This is a genomic window from Methylocaldum gracile, from assembly GCF_053646815.1.
In genome coordinates, this window is record NZ_CM132196.1 from 839,574 (window position 1) to 858,039 (window position 18,466).

Genomic DNA, 18,466 nt, shown 5'->3' on the forward strand with positions numbered 1-18,466 from the left:
TATGCTTGTCCACCTCAGCATCAGAGATTTGGCCGTCGTCCGATCACTCGATCTGGAGTTTGAGCGCGGATTGACCGTGCTAACCGGCGAGACCGGCGCCGGGAAATCGATATTATTAACTGCTTTGGGGTTGGCTTTGGGCGAGCGTGCCGATTCGGGGTTCATCCGCCCCGGGGCTGCGCGCGCCGAGATCAGTCTTTCGTTCGGCTTGGAGGATGCTGCAGATGCGCGTCGCTGGCTCGACGAAAATGAATTATCGGAGGACGGCGAGTGTCTGGTGCGGCGGGTTATCAGTCAAGACGGCCGTTCGAAGGCTTTCGTCAATGGTCGCCCGGTTACCTTGCAAGCCTTGCAGGAGTTGGGTTCCAGCTTGGTCGAGATACACGGCCAGCATGCTCATGTACATCTTCTGAAGGCAGCGGAGCAGCGCCGGTTACTGGATGAAGCCGCTGGGAACGAATCGTTGTTGGTCCAGATCGGCAATCTCTATGATCGTTGGCGAAGTACTCGGTGCGAGCTGGAAAAGCTTACCAATACAGCCAAGGATCAAGCCGCCCGCGAAGAGTTGTTGCGCTACCAAATCGACGAGTTGGAGCAGCACGACATCTCTGGGCTCGATTACCCGGCCCTAGTTGACGAGCATACACTCCTTGCCAATGTTGGCAAAATTCTCACCACCGGTCAGGCGCAGCTCGAACTCCTCTATGAAGATGAAAGTCAATCGGTCAACGCGCGCCTGGCGCAAGCTATCCATGCCCTATCGGATTTGAGCCGGCTGGCTCCCGAACTGGAAGAAACGACCGCTCTCCTAAATGAAGCGCAAGTGCAAGTTAAAGAAGGGGCATTGCAGCTCCGTCGTCAACTGGAGCGGATTGAGGCCGACCCCGGTCGTCTGGACTGGCTTGAACAGCGCCTTGGCGATATCCATCGTTTGGCCCGCAAACACCAGGTCCGGCCGGAAGAATTGCCTGGACTGCTTGATTCGCTACGCTCGGAATTGAACGGTATCGCCCATGGATCGGAAAGAATCGAAGCGTTGGAGTCGGATCTTCGGCAGGTCCTCACGGATTACGGGAAAGTTGCCGATATGTTGTCCCAACGCCGTCGTACGGCCGCTAGCCGGTTACAGTCACGGATCTCGGAGATGATTCAGGAATTGGGCATGCCACAGGGGCAGTTTTTGGTGGATGTGGGTGCCGAGAATGCGAAAGAACCGACCCCGTTTGGCCTGGATCAGGCCGAGTTCTTGGTAAGCGCCAACCCGGGATTGCCGCCGCGTCCTTTGGCCAAAGTCGCGTCTGGCGGCGAATTGTCACGCATCAGTCTAGCCATTCAGGTGGCTGCTACCGACTCCAAGACAGTTCCGAGCTTGATATTCGATGAGGTGGATACGGGAATCGGCGGCCGGGTGGCCGAAATCGTCGGTCAAAAACTGCGCGCGCTGGGACAGGGGCGGCAGGTATTTTGCGTGACCCACCTGCCTCAGGTTGCGGCTCAAGGTCATTACCACTTGTTAGTAGAAAAAGTCAGCACCGATGGGGTAACACTATCGACCGTCCGAAAGCTTTCTCGTGAAGAGAGGAAGCAGGAGATTGCGCGTATGCTTGGTGGAATCCGTGTCACCCAGCAAACCTTGGCGCATGCCGAGGAGATGTTGAATAGCCACTTGCAAAGCGAGTTGGAGGTGTGACTGAGCGCTGAAGATTGTTTAAGAAGTGAACTGTACGAGCCATTTGCAGTGCGACAAAGGCCCTCGGATTATACGGTAGATCTAAGACAAACGAAGAAGTTGTCGGGCGGCAGAGCCGCCCGACAAGTTGACTAGCACGCTATTTCTTTCTCCCTGGCCAAAATCACTCCGTGCCACTTTCGACACTCGATTTGTCCGGTACGACAACGGCAGTAGTGCTCCGACTTTCTTCGGCTGGTCGGTGCTCATCGGTGGCTCGGTTGTCATTGGCCGTCGAGACCACTTCACCCGTTTCGCGGCGATCTTCGTGAATACTGTCATCGGGTCCTTCGCTGGACTCACTTCGTTTGGCGCTAAACCTCTTATCTCGTCTGCCGCGCCCCCGGCGTTTGGCCAAGGATCGGCGAGGCGATTTACGCGCTTCGAGACTCAAATCTTCCGCTTCGGTTTCCTCGCTATCATCCGATGGTGAATCAAGCTCAAAGGACCCGATAACCGGCGTACTAACTGAGCTTATGCTTTCGCGCTCGCCCCGAGATTCCTCGGGCGCCCTGGGCCTTGGCAAATGGACCGCAGGAATCTCCGGCTTTTCCTCTTTCTCCAGCGACGGACGGTCTGGTTCGGTTACGATTTGGACCCCATTGTCGGAAACCAGAGCGGACATGATTGTCTCAGTCGGTGCCTCTTCGGTAGGTTTGTACCCAATCGTTTGACGCTCCGGGATCGGGAGATTGGCGTCTTCGATTTTCTCCGGGGCGATCTCTCTAGCTTGGTTTTGCTGGCCGCTACGCGCTAAGCCGGGCTCGCCCCGCCTCGGGCGTCTCCTGCGCGACCCCCCGCGTCTGGACTGATCTCGGGTTCGCCGGTCACCATTGCCGAATTCCTGTTTCTCCGGAATTGGAGTTCGGGCTTCGATTTCTCTGGTTTCAAGCATTTCCCCGCTCATTGACTGCTGACGCTGTTTGAAGTCGGCTATCCGATGGGGGCGGTGTTGAGCGACTTGTGAGAGTATCGGCTGAGGCTTTTCGACGACAGCTTCCGCTTCGTCCTCAAGTTTGCCGCCGGTCAAAATCGACCAGAACCGCTTTATGAAGCCACCTGCGGCGTGTTTCCCTGCGCTAGTAATCGGAGCCGGATGAGCGGGCAGGAATTCCTTAACGGCAGGCTCCGCGCTGATTGATGCGCTTTCCCTCGTAAATCTGGGGAGCTCGGATTCAGCTGACTTCAGCATCTGATAGCTCGGTTTCCGCTCTCCTTCTTCCTCTGCGCCAGTGCTTCGCACGCGCTGGATTTCATACGCCGGCGTCTCAAGATGTTTGGTCGGTATTACGATAACACTAACTAGGTGGCGCTTTTCGATGTCCGCGACAGCCGAGCGCTTTTCGTTGAGAAGGTAGGTAGCCGAATCTACGGGCAGATGCGCGATAACCTTGTCGGTATTTTTTTTCATCGCCTCTTCTTCGATGATACGCAGTACCGAGAGTGCCAACGACTGTACGCTGCGCACGGAGCCTTGGCCGTTACATCGTGGACAGGTGAGCAGGCTGGATTCACCGAGCGACGGTCGGAGGCGCTGACGGGACATCTCGAGCAAACCAAAACGAGAGATTCGGCCGATTTGTATCCGGGCTCTATCCGCCTTGATCGCGTCACGTAATCGGTTTTCGACGGCCCGCTGATTACGCGCCGCCATCATGTCTATGAAGTCGATCACGAACAAACCGCCCAAATCCCGCAGTCTGAGTTGGCGCGCGATTTCGTCGGCGGCTTCCAAGTTGGTATTTAGCGCTGTTTCTTCGATATCGCCGCCTTTGGTTGCCCGGGCGGAGTTGATGTCGATCGCTGTCAAGGCTTCGCTGTGATCGATTACGATGGCTCCACCGGATGGCAAAGGGACCTCGCGGCTGTAAGCTGTTTCAATCTGGCTTTCGATCTGATAACGACTGAATAGCGGGACTGTGTCTTGGTAAAGCTTTGCCTTTTGGATGAACTGCGGCATGACCTGCTGCAAAAAGCTGCGCACCAGCTTGAAAGTGCCCGCATCATCGATCAGTATCTCGTCGATATCGCCGCGGAGATGATCTCTCAGCGCACGAATGATCACGTTGCTTTCCTGAAAGATTAGGAACGGGGCGGCCTTTTCCTTGGCCGAGCGGTCAATAGCCTCCCACAATTGCAAAAGGTAATTCAGGTCCCATTGAAGTTCTTCGGCTGACTTGCCGCCCCCGGCAGTCCGCACGATAAGCCCCATGCCTTCCGGAATTTGGAGTTGATTCATAACCTCGCGCATGTCGGAACGAATATCGCCCTCGATACGTCGAGAAATGCCGCCGGCGCGCGGATTATTGGGCATTAGCACCAGGTAACTGCCGGCCAGGCTGATGTAAGTCGTTAACGCCGCCCCTTTGCTCCCGCGCTCCTCCTTCTCGACCTGAACTATGACTTCCTGTCCCTCTTTGACTAAATCCTTGATATCCCGGCGGGAAAATTCCTCGTCCAGGGGCTGTCCGAAATAGTTCGGCGTAATTTCCTTGAATGGCAAGAAGCCATGGCGGTCGGCGCCATAATTGACGAAGGCCGCTTCGAGACTGGGTTCAATGCGGGTAATAATACCTTTATAAATGTTGGCTTTTTTCTGTTCTTTGGAAGGGATTTCTATATCAAAGTCGTAAAGTTTTTGTCCGTCCACCAGTGCAACCCGAAGTTCTTCGGGCTGAGTGGCGTTGATTAACATTCTTCTCATCCGGCTGGTCCTTTAGCGGTTCCCCGAAGAAGCGGGCAAGCGGTTTCATGCAGCCATTGTTCTTATCAATCAAAGCGTGTTCTCAATTGACGTGAATGCGCCTATTGCGCTGAAAACCGAATCTTGACGTTGCGAGGGATACCCTGCCTCAATCGGAGGAGGGGGGTTCCATTCTTCTCTTCAGGTCACGCGATACTCGCTCGTCATGGGTCGAGCGAAAAAACCCTACTGTTGTCGTTTTTTCCGGCCAAATTTTTCTGTTTGGTACTTTGACCTTCTAAACAAAATGTTCTGTCTGTCGCCAATAATTCCGTTCAGCAAACGGTTCTCGGTTAGATCTGGCATTTGCCAGGGATGGACTATTTTGGGCTGACGTGTGAGCAGTCGAGCCCCGCTACCTCGAAAATCGAGTCGTATCCCGCCGCTCTGCGCGACGGCGTCCTCATTTAACCGCGAAACTTACGATTCTCCCGCCCCATGTCATGTAGCCCCGAGACAGATTGCTTTATAGGCATTCTTATCGACCATTTAGTCCAGGCCGTTCTAATTCTTCATGGGCTATCACCACCGGGCACGGTCCGGATAACTACTAGGCGTTCGGTTGCTGTCAACCGTAAGCTAACTATAACAATCTTAAGGAGAGTCATCAATTTGGCTGGGCAAAGCTGATATTATGTTCCTATGAAACAAGCATTGAGTGGCGCCTCTGTCAGATGGATCGAAGTGGATGAGGAGAGCGCGGGGCAGCGAATCGACAACTTTCTATTCACACGCCTTAAGGGAGTGCCGAAAAGCCATATTTATCGAATTTTGCGTACCGGTGAAGTCCGCCGAAATGGCGGACGCATTCAGGCCCAAGATCGGCTGGATACGGGGGATGTGATCCGTGTTCCACCGATTAGGGTAACGATGAGCAATCCCAGCCAAATTCCGGAGACTTTCGTGCGAGCCCGTTTGGAGCCTCGCATTTTGTACGAGGACGATGATCTTTTGGTCCTTAATAAACCTGCTGGCATGGCCGTGCACGGCGGTAGTGGATTGAGTTTCGGTGTGATCGAAGGGTTGAGGGAAATCCGGTCGGAGGCACGGTTCTTGGAGCTTGTGCACCGTTTGGATCGAGATACCTCCGGTTGTTTGCTGATCGCCAAGAAGCGCAGTGCCCTGCGAGCTCTGCACGCGCAATTTCGTGGTGACGAAGTAAAGAAGGTTTACCTGGCACTGCTTGCCGGAGTGTGGGCGAGAGCGCGATGGATTGCGGATGCGCCGTTAAAAAAGAATGTCTTGCAGAGCGGCGAACGGATGGTTAAGGTCGCGCGCGAGGGTAAGCCCGCAGTTACCGAATTCAGGCGAAGGGAGCGCTATTTTGATTCGACGCTAGTTGAGGCACGTCCGGTTACTGGGCGAACCCATCAAATTCGGGTCCACGCTCAATCTATGGGGCATCCCATTGTCGGCGATGAGCGGTACGGCGATGAGAAAGTCAATCGGGAGTTTCGTCGACTTGGTTTGAAACGTCTTTTTCTTCACGCTTTGGAAACGGTTTTTCTCCACCCGCGTACGGGCACTCCGATCGAGGTAAAGGCTCCGCTTGATCAGGAGCTTTCCGAATTTCTTAAAGTGCTGCCGCGATGAGGAACCAATTCGATCTTTTGGTTTTTGATTGGGATGGCACTCTGTTCGACTCGGTCGGATGGATCGTGGATTGCTTGCAGCGGGCTGCGCACGGCTGCGGTCTCCCTATTCCGTCTGACCAAGAGGCTAAATCCGTCATAGGTCTCGGGTTGATGGAGGCGATGGAGGCTTTATTTCCCGAATATCCTTCCGAAATGGCGCGCCGCTTGGCGGAAGGTTATCGCCGTCATTACGGTGACAGGATAATTAGTGCGGATGGTTTATTCGCTGGTGTGCTCGATATGTTGACGGAGTTGAGGGGGCGCGGTTACCGCCTTGCGGTCGCTACTGGGAAGACCCGCGCGGGGTTGAATCATGCGCTTGCCGCAACTGGGACGGAGCTGTTTTTTCATTCGACCCGCTGTGCGGATGAGACGGTTTCCAAGCCGAACCCGGAAATGCTCTTTCAACTCATGTCTGAAGCCGGCATCGCCCGAGAGAGGACTTTAATGGTGGGTGATTCGCTTCATGATCTGCGCATGGCTCACAATGCCGGGGTCGCTGCGGTAGGTGTCGGATGCGGTGCGAATGATTTGTTCGAGTTGGCTGAGTTTGATCCTTTGGCATGTATAGAGCGGACTACCGACCTTCTGGAAATTCTGAGCTGACGAATTACTTTGGTTTGAATCTGAGGCAAACGAAGTCGACTGAGATAACGCTATGGACCAACGCGACATGAGTGAAATCGAGCAAGAGCCGGAAACACCGACGCCTTCACCCGCATGGGAGCGCGATACGCTGGAAAAAGTGCTGTTGGCGTCTCTTACGGAACAGCGACAGGCGAGGCGCTGGGGAATATTTTTTAAGCTGCTTATGCTGGCCTACTTTGGCGTTGCGCTTTGGTTGGTTGCACAACCGTTGTCGGATCAGCGTAGTAGGGGGGAGAAAAGTCATACAGCTGTTATTGACGTGGCGGGGATGATCGCCGCCGGGGAAAAGGCTAATGCCGATGCCATTATCGAAGGACTTAGGGCAGCCGCGGAAGCAGTTGGTGCAAAAGGGATCATATTGCGCATGAATACGCCAGGTGGTAGCCCCGTTCAGTCGGCTTACGTTTACGAGGAGATTCGACGGATAAAAAAACTAAAACCGGAGCTCCCGATTTATGCGGTGGTTGCGGATATGTGCACTTCTGGTGGGTATTACATTGCCTCCGCTGCCGATAAGATCTTCGTCAACCAATCGAGCATTGTCGGATCGATCGGCGTAATCATGGACAGCTTCGGATTCGTGGATGCTATTAACAAACTCGGTATCGAGCGCAGAGTAATGACGGCCGGAGAACACAAGGCGATTCTCGATCCTTTTTCGCCGGTCGACCCCGTGGCAAAAGAACATGTGCAATCGGTGTTAAATGCAATTCATCAACAGTTTATCGATGCCGTCCGTCAAGGGCGGGCCGGACGCCTCAAGGAGAATACTCCTGAACTGTATTCGGGGCTGGTTTGGACGGGTGACGAAGGTATTAAGCTCGGACTAGCGGATGGGCTTGGGGATGTCCGTTCTGTTGCAGAATCGGTGATCGGTGCCAAGGATATGGTCAATTACACACCGGAGGAAAATCTTTGGGACCGCGTCACAAGTCGCATTGGTATCACATTCGGCCACATGCTGCGCACTGCTGTATCGGCCGGCCCCTATTTGAACTAGGTCGGCGCAATTATGAATGAAATCGACAAGGCGTTCGAGTTGATCAAGGAAGAGCCGATCTATCGCGGATTCTTCAGTCTGTCGCGCATACGATTTAGGCATGCATTGTTTCGTGGAGGCTGGAGTGACTATTTGGATAGGGAGTTGTTTCATCGTGGCAGGAGCGTTGCCGTTATTCCCTATGATCCTGTGGCGGATCAAGTGGTGCTTATCGAGCAGTTCAGGGTCGGAGCCATGTTTGTGAATGGGGATCCGTGGTTGCTCGAAATCGTGGCGGGAGCCTTCGAACAAGGGGAAAGTCCAGAAGACGTCGCCTATCGCGAAGCCGCCGAGGAGGCGGGATGTGAAATCACTGAGCTTATTCGTATTGCCGAGTTTTTTCCGACGCCCGGCGGTTGTTCGGAAAAAATTACGCTGTATTGTGGAATCGTCGACTCACGGGGCTTGGGTGGTATTCACGGTGTTGAAGAGGAGCACGAAGATATTCTGGCTCGCGTGGCGAGCTTCGATCAAGCGATGGACTGGCTTAGTCGGGGCCGAATTGAGGCCGCTATTCCCATCATAGGTCTTCAGTGGCTCGCATTGAATCGGCATCACCTGCGGGCAAGGCATGGGTAGAGGTTTGCTGTGGGAGTGCTCTGATTCGTTTTTGCTGGTGCGTGACCTTTTCCGGTTAGGGCCGGTGCAACTATCAGAAGCGGTGAAGTTGTTAAGAAAAATAATTTGACGAGGCATGTGCCATAATTCATAATACGCATTCTGCCGCGCGCCTGTAGCTCAGTTGGATAGAGTACCTGGCTACGAACTAGGTGGTCGGGAGTTCGAATCTCTCCAGGCGCGCCATCTTGTACGGTTTGCGTGGGGTTTGACAGGGGATTGGTCTGTTTCTATAATCCCACGACTCAATTTGTTCCCCTGTAGCTCAGTCGGTAGAGCAGCTGGCTGTTAACCAGCGGGTCGGCGGTTCGAGCCCGTCCGGGGGAGCCACATTTCCATGTTGTGAGTTCTGTTCGCTTTTTGGTGTCAGGCTCGCGAGTAAGAAGTCATCGTGCGATCTCTGGGGCCGCGGGGCGGTCCTGGCAAGGTTTCTTTCTTATCCCTTCTGTCTTCTTGGGTGTCATCAGTCCGCGGCGATTGGTGTGATGGGCTGTGAAGATGCGTTGATGTGCTCGATCGTCATTGTGAGCCGGGATTGAGGGTAATTGGATTGTGGGTAGCGTCCAAGTTCGCGGTTCTGGTTTATTCCTCCGTAGATCTCGGCGCAGCTAAGAAGGGATGTTTCTCGAAGTGCCAATTTCTTTGTGTCTCGCGATTCTGGGGTTTTTAGGTTTCGGTCGCGTGATGTTGACAAGTCGGTTTTTTAGTTTTAAATTTCGCCGCTTTACCAGCGCCTTTTAACGTTTTGGGTGGGCAAGGTTTCTGGTGACGATTTTTCCGAAGGTTGAGCGAAAAAGTTTTGGAGTTTGGTAATGAGCACGATAAACCAGTTGGTTCGGAAGCCGCGAGTCAGAAAAAAAGACAAAAGCAATGTGCCGGCCCTGGACAGTTGTCCTCAAAGGCGTGGCGTATGTACGCGCGTTTATACGACTACGCCTAAGAAACCGAATTCCGCTTTGAGAAAAGTGGCTCGTGTTCGCCTGACGAATGGTGCTGAGGTGACCAGCTACATTGGTGGAGAGGGTCACAATTTGCAGGAGCACTCCGTGGTTTTAATTAGGGGTGGTCGTGTAAAAGACTTGCCGGGTGTGAGGTATCACATTGTTCGAGGTAGTCTTGATACTGCGGGCGTTCAAAAGCGTCGCCAAGGGCGGTCCAAGTACGGTGCGAAAAGACCGAAAAGTTAACTGAGTTCCAGGTTGCGTTATGTCTAGAAGAAGAGTCGCTCAAAGAAGAGAAGTTATTCCGGATCCGCGCTTCGGCAGCGAAATACTGGCTCGTTTCGTCAATATGTTGATGTTGGACGGAAAAAAGTCCGTGGCTGAAAAGGTGGTCTACGGTGCTTTGGATCACATTTCTGCCAAGACCAGTCAATCGTCCCTGGATGTGTTGACCAAGGCTCTGGAAAACGTTCAGCCCCTGGTGGAGGTCAAGTCGCGTCGCGTTGGTGGGGCTACCTATCAGGTTCCAGTTGAGGTTCGTCCGGCGCGTAGGGCTGCTTTGGCTATGCGTTGGCTAATCGATGCTGCTCGCAAGAGGAGTGAGAAGGGTATGGTCATGAGGTTGGCCGCCGAACTGCTCGATGCGAACGAGAATCGCGGATCGGCTGTGAAGAAGCGTGAAGATACGCACCGAATGGCAGAGGCAAACAAAGCATTCTCTCATTATCGCTGGTAAGCAGTGACTTCTTATCTCCAATTAGGTTAGCGAAGGTTAAAGCAGTGGCACGCACGACTCCAATCGAGAGATACCGGAACATCGGGATTTCCGCGCATATTGATGCGGGTAAGACTACCACCACAGAGCGTGTGTTGTTTTATACCGGCATAAATCACAAGATCGGTGAGGTTCATGATGGCGCCGCTACTATGGACTGGATGGAGCAGGAGCAGGAGCGTGGTATCACCATCACCTCTGCGGCGACTACGACCTATTGGCGGGGTATGGGTCTCAACTATCCTGAGCACCGTATCAATATTATCGATACTCCTGGGCACGTCGATTTTACGATCGAAGTAGAGCGTTCTATGCGCGTTTTGGATGGCGCTTGCATGCTCTACTGCGCGGTTGGTGGTGTTCAGCCCCAGTCGGAAACGGTGTGGCGCCAGGCTACGAAATATGGCGTTCCCCGCATCGCGTTCGTAAACAAAATGGATCGGACGGGGGCGGACTTTTTTAAGGTTTATAAGCAGATGCGTGAGCGTCTGCGCGCGAACCCGGTTCCGATTCAAATTCCCGTTGGTGCTGAAGATTCGTTCAAAGGCGTAATCGACCTTGTGAAGATGAAGGCTATTGTGTGGAACGAAGAAGACCACGGCGCGACGTTTGTGTATGCGGACATTCCCGCAGAGCTCGCGGACGCTGCTGTTGAGTGGCGGGAAAAGATGGTCGAGGCTGCGGCCGAGGCTGACGAAGAGTTGATGAATAAATATCTGGAGCAGGGTGAGCTCTCTGAAGACGAGATTAAAGGCGGGCTCCGTAAGCGGACTATCGGCCTCGAAATCGTTCCAATGCTCTGTGGCTCCGCCTTCAAGAACAAGGGTGTGCAGGCCATGTTGGACGCGGTTGTCGACTATCTGCCGTCCCCGGTGGATGTGCCTCCTATAAAAGGAGCGGATGCGGATTCCGGGCAGCCTGTTGAGCGCAGATCGGAAGATAATGAGCCGTTTTCGGCGCTTGCGTTCAAAATTATGACCGACCCGTTCGTGGGTACCCTGACCTTTGTTCGGGTTTATTCGGGTGTATTGAGCTCCGGCGATAGCGTAATTAATTCGCAATCCGGAAACAAAGAGCGCATCGGTCGATTGTTGCGCATGCATGCCAATACCCGTGAGGAGATAAAAGAGATTCGCGCTGGCGACATTGCTGCCTGCGTCGGCTTGAAGGATATTGTTACCGGGACGACCCTTTCGGCTGTGGATAAGCCGGTGGTTCTCGAGCGAATGGAGTTCCCTGAGCCGGTAATATCGGTTGCGGTGGAGCCGAAAACCAAGAGTGACCAGGAAAAGATGGGGCTCGCGCTGCAGCGACTGGCTCAGGAAGATCCGTCTTTTCGCGTTCACACTGACGAAGAGTCGGGGCAGACCATTATCTCCGGCATGGGGGAGTTGCACCTGGAGATTATCGTCGACCGAATGAAGCGCGAGTTTAAGGTTGAAGCCAACGTGGGTGCGCCCCAGGTGGCCTACCGGGAAACCATCCGCAAGTCGGTCGAGCAAGAGGGGAAATACATTCGCCAGACCGGTGGGCGCGGTCAGTATGGGCACGTGTGGTTGCGGATCGAGCCGTTAGAGACTGGCGGTTACGAGTTTGTCAACGGGATCGTAGGCGGCGTTGTTCCGAAGGAATATATTCCGGCAGTGGATAAAGGTGTGCAAGAGCAACTGCAAAATGGTATATTAGCCGGCTACCCCGTTGTTGACGTAAAAGTCACGCTGTTCGACGGTTCGTACCACGACGTAGACTCCAGCGAAATGGCATTTAAGATCGCTGGCTCGATGTGTTTCAAAGAGGGTGCCCGTAAGGCCAATCCGGTCCTGCTTGAGCCCATCATGAGTGTGGACGTCGAGACGCCGGAGGATTATATGGGTGATGTCGTGGGTGACTTGAACAGGCGGCGCGGCATGGTGCTCGGGATGGAAGATAATGCCGGCATCAAGGTGCTGAAGGCGGAAGTTCCCTTGGCGGAAATGTTTGGTTATTCGACCACTCTGCGCTCATTAAGTCAGGGTCGAGCCACTTACTCGATGGAATTCAAGAAATACCAAGAAGCCCCTGCGAACATTGCGGACGCGGTGATTAAGAAGGCATCTGTGGGTTAATGTTTAGAAAATAAGAAGTAGCGAGGTATCCAGGTCGTGTCCAAAGAGAAATTTACGCGCACAAAGCCGCATGTGAACGTCGGGACGATTGGTCACGTTGACCATGGCAAGACGACCCTGACGGCGGCTCTGACCAAGGTGGGTGCGGAGCGCTTTGGTGGCGAATTCAAGGCATACGATCAGATCGATGCGGCGCCGGAAGAGCGGGCGCGCGGCATTACGATCGCGACGGCGCACGTGGAATATGAATCCCCCACACGACACTATGCGCACGTCGACTGCCCCGGTCACGCCGACTACGTCAAGAACATGATTACCGGTGCGGCGCAGATGGATGGTGCCATTCTAGTGTGCTCGGCCGCGGATGGTCCGATGCCGCAGACCCGTGAGCACATCCTGTTGGCGCGTCAGGTTGGGGTGCCCTATATCGTGGTCTTTCTGAACAAGGCCGATATGGTGGATGATCCCGAGCTGCTCGAATTGGTCGAGATGGAAGTGCGCGAGCTGCTGTCCAAGTACGATTTCCCCGGAGACGACACTCCGATCGTGCGTGGCTCGGCGCTGAAGGCGCTGGAAGGGGATCAGAGCGAGATCGGTGTGCCGGCGATTTTGAAGCTGGTGGATGCGCTCGATGCGTATATTCCGGAGCCGAAGCGCGACATTGAGAAGCCGTTCCTGATGCCGATCGAAGACGTGTTCTCGATTTCGGGGCGCGGCACGGTGGTGACGGGGCGGATCGAGCGCGGCAAGGTCAAGGTTGGGGACGAGATTTCCATTGTTGGTCTGCGTGAGACCACCAAGACTACCTGCACCGGTGTCGAGATGTTCCGGAAGCTCCTGGACGAAGGGGTGGCGGGCGATAACGTTGGGGTGTTGCTGCGCGGCACCAAGCGGGAAGATGTGGAGCGTGGTCAAGTGTTGGCGGCGCCGAACACGATTACCCCGCACACCCATTTTGAAGCGGAGATTTACGTGTTGTCCAAGGAAGAGGGTGGGCGTCATACCCCGTTCTTCAATGGCTATCGGCCGCAGTTCTACTTCCGGACGACGGATGTGACGGGGGCGGTGGAGTTGCCGGAAGGGGTGGAGATGGTCATGCCGGGGGACAACGTCAAGATCACGGTGAAATTGATCGCGCCGATCGCGATGGAGGAAGGCTTGCGCTTTGCGGTACGCGAAGGCGGCCGGACCGTCGGGGCCGGTGTCGTGTCCAAGGTGTTGGAGTAATTCTGTGCAAAAACAGCGAATCAGGATCCGTCTGAAGGCGTTTGATCATCGACTGATCGATCAGTCTGCCAGCGAAATCGTTGAAACGGCCAAGCGAACCGGTGCCCAGGTTTTGGGACCGATCCCCTTGCCGACCAAAAAAGAGCGCTACACCGTTCTCATCTCGCCACACGTCAATAAAGACGCGCGCGACCAATACGAACTGAGGACCCATAAGCGTTTGATGGACATCGTTGAGCCGACGGATAAAACGGTTGACGCTTTGATGAAGCTCGACCTTGCTGCCGGCGTAGACGTACAAATAAAGTTGAATTGACGTATTTAGGAGCGATCGATGGCGTTAGGTTTGGTTGGGCGGAAGTGCGGCATGACCCGTATTTATGCCGAAGACGGCTCCGCAGTGCCGGTTTCCGTAATCCATGTGGAGCCGAATCGCGTCGTGCAGGTCAAGGCATTGGATACAGACGGTTACCGGGCGATTCAGGTGACCGCTGGGGTTAAGAAGAGGTCCCGTTTGTCCAGGCCGGAGGCCGGGCACTACGCTAAGGCGGGTGTCGAGGCTGGGCGCGGTTTATGGGAATTTCGTGTAGAAGAGGGCGATGCGGGTCAATACTCGGTGGGCTCCGAGGTGGGCGTAGACATTTTCCAGGAAGGGCAATACGTCGATGTTCAGGGTATGAGTATCGGTAAAGGTTTTGCGGGTGTGGTTAAGCGTCACAACTTCAGAACCCAGGATGCTACGCACGGAAACTCGTTATCGCATCGTGCGCCGGGTTCTATCGGTCAGAACCAAACGCCTGGTCGCGTTTTTAAAGGCAAACGAATGGCCGGACACCTTGGTAGTGTCACGACCACCGTGCAAAGTTTGAAGGTGTGCGCGGTTGATAAGGAGCGCTCGTTGCTTCTGATCAAGGGGGCTGTGCCAGGCGCGAAAGGTGCCGAGGTCTTAATTAAGCCGGCTGTTAAGAAGTAAAGAGGGTAATATGGGGTTGCAGATTCCATCGGCTGTCGATGGCGGCACGCCGCTCGAAGTCTCCGAGGCAGTGTTTGGGCGGGATTACAATGATTCTCTTGTTCACCAGCTAGTAGTTGCGTATTTCGCTGGAGCTCGATCCGGTACAAAAGCGCAAAAGACGCGCTCAGAAGTTAGCGGCGGCGGTGCGAAGCCGTGGCGACAAAAAGGCAGTGGTCGTGCTCGTGCCGGTACAACTCGAAGCCCTCTCTGGCGTACGGGCGGTGTTACATTCGCAGCGCGTCCCCGGTCCTATGAACAGAAACTGAACAAGAAGATGTACCGGGCTGCTATGCGGTCGATTCTGTCCGAGCTGTTGCGTCAAGGGCGGTTGTATATCAGCGATGATATTCATCCTTCGGCTCCTAAAACAAAGGAGTTTCTTCAGAAGCTTCAAGGTCTCGGATTTAAGCGAGGGTTGGTTGTTACCGATGCGCTTGATGAAAACTTGTTCTTGGCTGCGCGGAATCTCCAAGACGTGTTGGTGTGCACTGCCAGCTCCGTGAATCCGGTGGCCCTCGTACATAGCGAGAAAGTGATTTTGACGTCACAAGCAGCAAAGCAACTTGAGGTCGGCCTAGCATGAGACAGCTGGAACTAATGAGCGTCATCGAGGCGCCAATTATTTCGGAAAAGAGCACTGCGGCCGCTGAAAAAGCAGGTCAGGTTGCTTTTCGTGTAAAACGGACCGCGAGTAAACCTCAGATTAAAGAGGCCGTTGAACTCATGTTCAATGTTAAGGTGGCCTCGGTTCATGTCCTGAATGTGGGCGGAAAAGTTAAGCGATCCGGGCGGTTTATAGGTAAACGTTCCGACTGGAAAAAAGCGTACGTGAAACTGAAGCCGGGATTCGATATCGATCTGTCCGTAGCGTAGGAAAAACGCGAGAACATAGAACAGTAAATAATTGCGGGAATTTCAGATGGCGCTAATTAAATCGAAACCCACCTCGGCCGGTTCACGGTTTGTGGTTCGAGTACGGACAGAAGGTCTTCACAAGGGGAAGCCTTATGCAGGTCTCGTCGAAAAAAAGACGAGAAATTCCGGTCGAAACAATCAAGGCCGAGTGACGACGCGTCATAAAGGCGGCGGCCACAAAAAGTTTTATCGTGTGATCGACTTTAAACGGGACAAGCTGGAGATACCCGGCCGAGTTGAGCGTATAGAGTACGATCCGAATAGAACAGCTCATATCGCGCTCGTGGTTTACAAAGATGGCGAGCGGCGATACGTCATTGCGCCCAAAGGGGTGACCGTCGGGGCCGAGGTTGTCTCATCGGAGTATGCGCCCATACGCCCTGGCAACTGTTTACCGATTAGAAACATCCCCATTGGTACGCTGATTCACTGCATCGAGCTCAAGCCGGGAAAAGGTGCTCAGCTAGCACGTAGCGGAGGTGCGTCCGCGCAACTCGTTGCAAAAGAGGGTGCGTACGCAACTATCCGCCTGCGGTCGAGCGAGATGCGCAAGGTGCTTGCCGAATGCAAAGCCGTGATCGGTGAAGTTTCAAATCACGAACATAACTTGATTTCTTTAGGTAAGGCTGGAGCTACCCGATGGCGCGGTATTCGGCCTACCGTGCGCGGCGTGGCGATGAATCCCGTCGACCACCCGCACGGCGGTGGTGAAGGTAGAACTTCTGGTGGCAGACACCCGGTATCTCCATGGGGTGCGCCAACCAAAGGGTATAAGACGCGAAACAACAAACGCACCGACGCCATGATCGTGCGGGGTCGTAAGCAAAAATAGATATGAGAGGTAGAAGACGTGCCACGTTCGATTAAGAAGGGACCGTTTGTCGATTATCACCTACTTAAAAAGGTAGCGGACATGGGGCAGTCTGGGGCGAAAAAGCCCATAAAGACTTGGTCTCGCCGTTCGATGATCATCCCTGAGATGATCGGATACACCTTGGCGGTACACAATGGCCGCCAACACGTTCCAGTGCTCGTGACCGACAACATGGTGGGGCACAAGCTTGGAGAGTTTGCCCCGACTCGAACGTACAAAGGCCATCAAGCCGACAAGAAGACAAAGTGATTGGAGGCGGTGAAACATGGCAACGGTAGCGAAGCTAAACAATACGCGCGTATCTGCTCAAAAGTGCAGGTTGGTGGCCGATCAAATTCGGGGACTGAGGGTCGACAAGGCGATCGATTTACTCAGCTATAGCACGAAGAAATCTGCGCGAATTTTAAAGAAAGTGCTGGAATCTGCGATAGCGAACGCCGAGCACAACGACGGCGCCGACGTGGACGAGTTGTTAGTCAGTGTGATCGAAGTGGCCGAGGGCCCTACGCTGAAGCGCATGTCGCCACGTGCCAAGGGGCGAGCTAATCGTGTCCTCAAGCGTACATGTCATATAACGATTCACGTCTCAGAGCATCGATAAAGGATATTTATGGGGCAGAAAGTTCATCCGACCGGGATACGGCTCGGCTACATCAAAGATTGGACCTCTCGCTGGTACGCGTCCAGCAAGGACTACTCGGCGTTTCTCTTCAACGACTTGAAGGTACGGGAGTTCCTAAAAAGGAAACTTGGACACGCATCGATCAGCCGTGTCCAAATTAACCGGCCGGCGAACAATGCGCATATCACCATCCACACGGCAAGACCTGGTCTAGTCATTGGAAAGAAGGGTGAGGATATCGATGCCTTGCGTCGAGAGTTGTCATCGATGATGGGCATTCCCGTTCAGGTAAGTGTAGAGGAAATTCGTAAACCTGAACTGGACGCTCAACTCGTGGCGGAAGGCGTTGCCCAGCAGTTGGAAAAGCGAATCATGTTCCGGCGTGCGATGAAGCGCGCCGTGACCAACACTCTTCGGCTTGGTGCCGAAGGAGTGAAAATTAACGTAAGCGGGCGGCTGAACGGCGCAGAAATTGCACGTAGTGAGTGGTACCGCGAGGGACGTGTTCCTCTTCACACCTTTCGTGCCGATATCGACTATGGGTTCGCCGAGGCGAAGACAACTTACGGAGTCATCGGAGTGAAAGTGTGGATTTTCAAGGGCGAGGTTTTTTCAACCGGAGAAAGCGAATCCAAAGGCGTCGCTTCATCTGAGGTATAACCGGGGCTAGTAGACCATGTTGCAGCCGAAGAGAACGAAATATAGAAAACAGCAGAAAGGCAGAAACACAGGCCTCGCCACCAAAGGTAACCGGGTCAGTTTCGGCGAGTTTGGTCTGAAGGCCGTGGAGAGGGGAAGGATCACTGCGAGGCAAGTTGAAGCCGCGCGCCGTGCTATCACACGACATGTTAAGCGTGGTGGAAAGATGTGGATTCGCGTATTTCCCGATAAACCGATATCGAAAAAGCCGCTCGAAGTTCGAATGGGGAGTGGAAAAGGAAGCGTGGAGTACTGGGTCGCGGAGATAAAGCCTGGCACGATGCTTTACGAGCTTGAGGGAGTGAGCGAAGAGTTAGCGCGTGAAGCGTTCGAGCTTGCCGCAGCTAAGCTTCCGATAAAGACAACTTTTTCGTTTCGGACGGTCATGTGATGAAAGCCAGCGAACTTAGATCGAAAACCGAGGGCGAACTTAAAGAAATGCTGCTCGAACTTCACCGAGAGCGCTTTAACCTCAGGATGCAAAAGGCTACCGGTCAATTAACCAAATCGGATCAACTGCAAGGGATTAGGCGGGACATCGCCAGGGTAAATACGGTTCTAACCGAAAAGAGCTTTTCAGTATGAGCGAAACAGTCAAGACGTCCCGTACCATCACGGGAAGAGTTATCAGCTCCAAAATGGATAAGACGATCACGGTTCTGGTGGAGCGGTTGGTATCTCATCCAGTTTATGGAAAGTTCGTACGTCGAACGAGCAAGGTGTTGGCCCATGACGAGAATAACGAGTGTCACGAGGGTGACGTCGTAGTTGTTTCTTCCTGCCGTCCGCTATCGAAGAAAAAGGTTTGGATGCTGGACAGAGTGGTCGAGCGGACTAAATGACAACGAGAAGGGCAACGGCAATAAATAAGGGGTATCGAAG

The 18,466-nt window shown here is 53.9% G+C and carries 21 protein-coding genes and 2 tRNA genes; 22 read left to right on the forward strand and 1 reads right to left on the reverse strand.

Annotated elements, in window-relative coordinates; genetic code table 11:
- Position 1: 1 nt before the first annotated feature.
- The gene (gene recN, locus ACWJJK_RS03635; RefSeq protein WP_077728359.1) at positions 2–1,690 is read left to right on the forward strand and encodes a DNA repair protein RecN; all 1,689 of its coding nucleotides are present in this window, start codon (positions 2–4) and stop codon (positions 1,688–1,690) included.
- Between the two features lie 163 nt (positions 1,691–1,853).
- On the opposite strand, the gene ACWJJK_RS03640 is transcribed toward recN, so the two are convergent.
- Positions 1,854–4,433, reverse strand: a complete 2,580-nt coding sequence (locus ACWJJK_RS03640) for an Rne/Rng family ribonuclease (RefSeq protein ID WP_077728358.1) — start codon at positions 4,431–4,433, stop codon at positions 1,854–1,856.
- Between the two features lie 681 nt (positions 4,434–5,114).
- Here ACWJJK_RS03640 and rluC point away from each other — a divergent pair.
- The 21 genes from rluC (at position 5,115) to rpsQ (ending at position 18,426) form a co-directional block, all read left to right on the forward strand.
- A complete protein-coding gene (rluC, locus tag ACWJJK_RS03645) occupies positions 5,115–6,065 on the forward strand; it encodes a 23S rRNA pseudouridine(955/2504/2580) synthase RluC (protein ID WP_077728357.1) in 951 nt (316 codons plus the stop codon).
- On the forward strand, positions 6,062–6,712 hold the full coding sequence (locus ACWJJK_RS03650) for an HAD family hydrolase (protein WP_077728356.1): 651 nt from the start codon (positions 6,062–6,064) through the stop codon (positions 6,710–6,712). The genes rluC and ACWJJK_RS03650 overlap by 4 nt, the downstream gene beginning before the upstream one ends.
- Before the next feature lie 52 nt (positions 6,713–6,764).
- Positions 6,765–7,754, forward strand: a complete 990-nt coding sequence (locus ACWJJK_RS03655) for a S49 family peptidase (protein WP_240502379.1) — start codon at positions 6,765–6,767, stop codon at positions 7,752–7,754.
- Positions 7,755–7,775: 21 nt separating this feature from the next.
- Positions 7,776–8,372 carry an NUDIX domain-containing protein gene (locus ACWJJK_RS03660; protein WP_077728532.1) on the forward strand — a complete coding sequence of 199 codons (597 nt, stop codon included), beginning with the start codon at positions 7,776–7,778 and terminating at the stop codon, positions 8,370–8,372.
- A gap of 148 nt (positions 8,373–8,520) precedes the next feature.
- Positions 8,521–8,597 (forward strand) — tRNA-Arg (locus ACWJJK_RS03665).
- Positions 8,598–8,665: 68 nt separating this feature from the next.
- Positions 8,666–8,741: transfer RNA gene (locus tag ACWJJK_RS03670), tRNA-Asn, on the forward strand.
- Between the two features lie 482 nt (positions 8,742–9,223).
- Positions 9,224–9,598 (forward strand): 30S ribosomal protein S12, encoded by a 375-nt coding sequence (rpsL, locus tag ACWJJK_RS03675; protein ID WP_077728355.1) that lies wholly within the window; start codon positions 9,224–9,226, stop codon positions 9,596–9,598.
- Positions 9,599–9,617: 19 nt separating this feature from the next.
- Positions 9,618–10,088: a 30S ribosomal protein S7 gene (gene rpsG / locus ACWJJK_RS03680; RefSeq protein ID WP_077728354.1), complete on the forward strand. Its 471-nt coding sequence runs from the start codon at positions 9,618–9,620 to the stop codon at positions 10,086–10,088.
- Between the two features lie 44 nt (positions 10,089–10,132).
- Complete coding sequence (gene fusA, locus ACWJJK_RS03685; protein ID WP_077728353.1) at positions 10,133–12,232, forward strand: elongation factor G; 2,100 nt, start codon at positions 10,133–10,135, stop codon at positions 12,230–12,232.
- Between the two features lie 36 nt (positions 12,233–12,268).
- Positions 12,269–13,459, forward strand: coding sequence for an elongation factor Tu (gene tuf / locus ACWJJK_RS03690; protein WP_086133754.1), 1,191 nt, complete (start codon positions 12,269–12,271; stop codon positions 13,457–13,459).
- Positions 13,460–13,463: 4 nt separating this feature from the next.
- Positions 13,464–13,775, forward strand: coding sequence for a 30S ribosomal protein S10 (gene rpsJ / locus ACWJJK_RS03695; protein WP_026609162.1), 312 nt, complete (start codon positions 13,464–13,466; stop codon positions 13,773–13,775).
- An 18-nt stretch (positions 13,776–13,793) separates the two neighbouring features.
- On the forward strand, positions 13,794–14,432 hold the full coding sequence (rplC, locus tag ACWJJK_RS03700; protein WP_086135207.1) for a 50S ribosomal protein L3: 639 nt from the start codon (positions 13,794–13,796) through the stop codon (positions 14,430–14,432).
- 10 nt (positions 14,433–14,442) lie between these two features.
- Positions 14,443–15,057 (forward strand): 50S ribosomal protein L4, encoded by a 615-nt coding sequence (gene rplD, locus ACWJJK_RS03705; RefSeq protein WP_077731315.1) that lies wholly within the window; start codon positions 14,443–14,445, stop codon positions 15,055–15,057.
- Entirely contained in the window at positions 15,054–15,347 is a 294-nt protein-coding gene (gene rplW, locus ACWJJK_RS03710; protein WP_086135208.1) for a 50S ribosomal protein L23, read from the forward strand. Before rplD ends, rplW begins: the two co-directional genes overlap by 4 nt.
- A gap of 46 nt (positions 15,348–15,393) precedes the next feature.
- Positions 15,394–16,221 carry a 50S ribosomal protein L2 gene (gene rplB, locus ACWJJK_RS03715; protein WP_077731313.1) on the forward strand — a complete coding sequence of 276 codons (828 nt, stop codon included), beginning with the start codon at positions 15,394–15,396 and terminating at the stop codon, positions 16,219–16,221.
- A gap of 18 nt (positions 16,222–16,239) precedes the next feature.
- Positions 16,240–16,512, forward strand: coding sequence for a 30S ribosomal protein S19 (gene rpsS, locus ACWJJK_RS03720; RefSeq protein WP_077731312.1), 273 nt, complete (start codon positions 16,240–16,242; stop codon positions 16,510–16,512).
- 16 nt (positions 16,513–16,528) lie between these two features.
- Complete coding sequence (gene rplV / locus ACWJJK_RS03725) at positions 16,529–16,864, forward strand: 50S ribosomal protein L22 (protein WP_077731311.1); 336 nt, start codon at positions 16,529–16,531, stop codon at positions 16,862–16,864.
- Between the two features lie 9 nt (positions 16,865–16,873).
- Positions 16,874–17,545 carry a 30S ribosomal protein S3 gene (gene rpsC, locus ACWJJK_RS03730; RefSeq protein WP_077731310.1) on the forward strand — a complete coding sequence of 224 codons (672 nt, stop codon included), beginning with the start codon at positions 16,874–16,876 and terminating at the stop codon, positions 17,543–17,545.
- Between the two features lie 16 nt (positions 17,546–17,561).
- On the forward strand, positions 17,562–17,975 hold the full coding sequence (gene rplP / locus ACWJJK_RS03735; protein ID WP_077731309.1) for a 50S ribosomal protein L16: 414 nt from the start codon (positions 17,562–17,564) through the stop codon (positions 17,973–17,975).
- Positions 17,975–18,169, forward strand: a complete 195-nt coding sequence (gene rpmC / locus ACWJJK_RS03740; RefSeq protein WP_077731308.1) for a 50S ribosomal protein L29 — start codon at positions 17,975–17,977, stop codon at positions 18,167–18,169. Before rplP ends, rpmC begins: the two co-directional genes overlap by 1 nt.
- The gene (gene rpsQ / locus ACWJJK_RS03745) at positions 18,166–18,426 is read left to right on the forward strand and encodes a 30S ribosomal protein S17 (protein ID WP_086135209.1); all 261 of its coding nucleotides are present in this window, start codon (positions 18,166–18,168) and stop codon (positions 18,424–18,426) included. Before rpmC ends, rpsQ begins: the two co-directional genes overlap by 4 nt.
- Positions 18,427–18,466 lie beyond the last annotated feature (40 nt).

What these genes read in the sequence shown, in the direction of transcription:
- recN (WP_077728359.1), top strand. Translation starts at nt 2, where the DNA reads ATGCTTGTCCACCTCAGCATCAGAGATTTGGCCGTCGTCCGATCACTC.
- ACWJJK_RS03640 (WP_077728358.1), bottom strand. Translation starts at nt 4,433, where the DNA reads ATGAGAAGAATGTTAATCAACGCCACTCAGCCCGAAGAACTTCGGGTT.
- rluC (WP_077728357.1), top strand. Translation starts at nt 5,115, where the DNA reads ATGAAACAAGCATTGAGTGGCGCCTCTGTCAGATGGATCGAAGTGGAT.
- ACWJJK_RS03650 (WP_077728356.1), top strand. Translation starts at nt 6,062, where the DNA reads ATGAGGAACCAATTCGATCTTTTGGTTTTTGATTGGGATGGCACTCTG.
- ACWJJK_RS03655 (WP_240502379.1), top strand. Translation starts at nt 6,765, where the DNA reads ATGGACCAACGCGACATGAGTGAAATCGAGCAAGAGCCGGAAACACCG.
- rpsL (WP_077728355.1), top strand. Translation starts at nt 9,224, where the DNA reads ATGAGCACGATAAACCAGTTGGTTCGGAAGCCGCGAGTCAGAAAAAAA.
- rpsG (WP_077728354.1), top strand. Translation starts at nt 9,618, where the DNA reads ATGTCTAGAAGAAGAGTCGCTCAAAGAAGAGAAGTTATTCCGGATCCG.
- rplC (WP_086135207.1), top strand. Translation starts at nt 13,794, where the DNA reads ATGGCGTTAGGTTTGGTTGGGCGGAAGTGCGGCATGACCCGTATTTAT.
- rplD (WP_077731315.1), top strand. Translation starts at nt 14,443, where the DNA reads ATGGGGTTGCAGATTCCATCGGCTGTCGATGGCGGCACGCCGCTCGAA.
- rplW (WP_086135208.1), top strand. Translation starts at nt 15,054, where the DNA reads ATGAGACAGCTGGAACTAATGAGCGTCATCGAGGCGCCAATTATTTCG.
- rplB (WP_077731313.1), top strand. Translation starts at nt 15,394, where the DNA reads ATGGCGCTAATTAAATCGAAACCCACCTCGGCCGGTTCACGGTTTGTG.
- rplV (WP_077731311.1), top strand. Translation starts at nt 16,529, where the DNA reads ATGGCAACGGTAGCGAAGCTAAACAATACGCGCGTATCTGCTCAAAAG.
- rpsC (WP_077731310.1), top strand. Translation starts at nt 16,874, where the DNA reads ATGGGGCAGAAAGTTCATCCGACCGGGATACGGCTCGGCTACATCAAA.
- rplP (WP_077731309.1), top strand. Translation starts at nt 17,562, where the DNA reads ATGTTGCAGCCGAAGAGAACGAAATATAGAAAACAGCAGAAAGGCAGA.
- rpmC (WP_077731308.1), top strand. Translation starts at nt 17,975, where the DNA reads ATGAAAGCCAGCGAACTTAGATCGAAAACCGAGGGCGAACTTAAAGAA.
- rpsQ (WP_086135209.1), top strand. Translation starts at nt 18,166, where the DNA reads ATGAGCGAAACAGTCAAGACGTCCCGTACCATCACGGGAAGAGTTATC.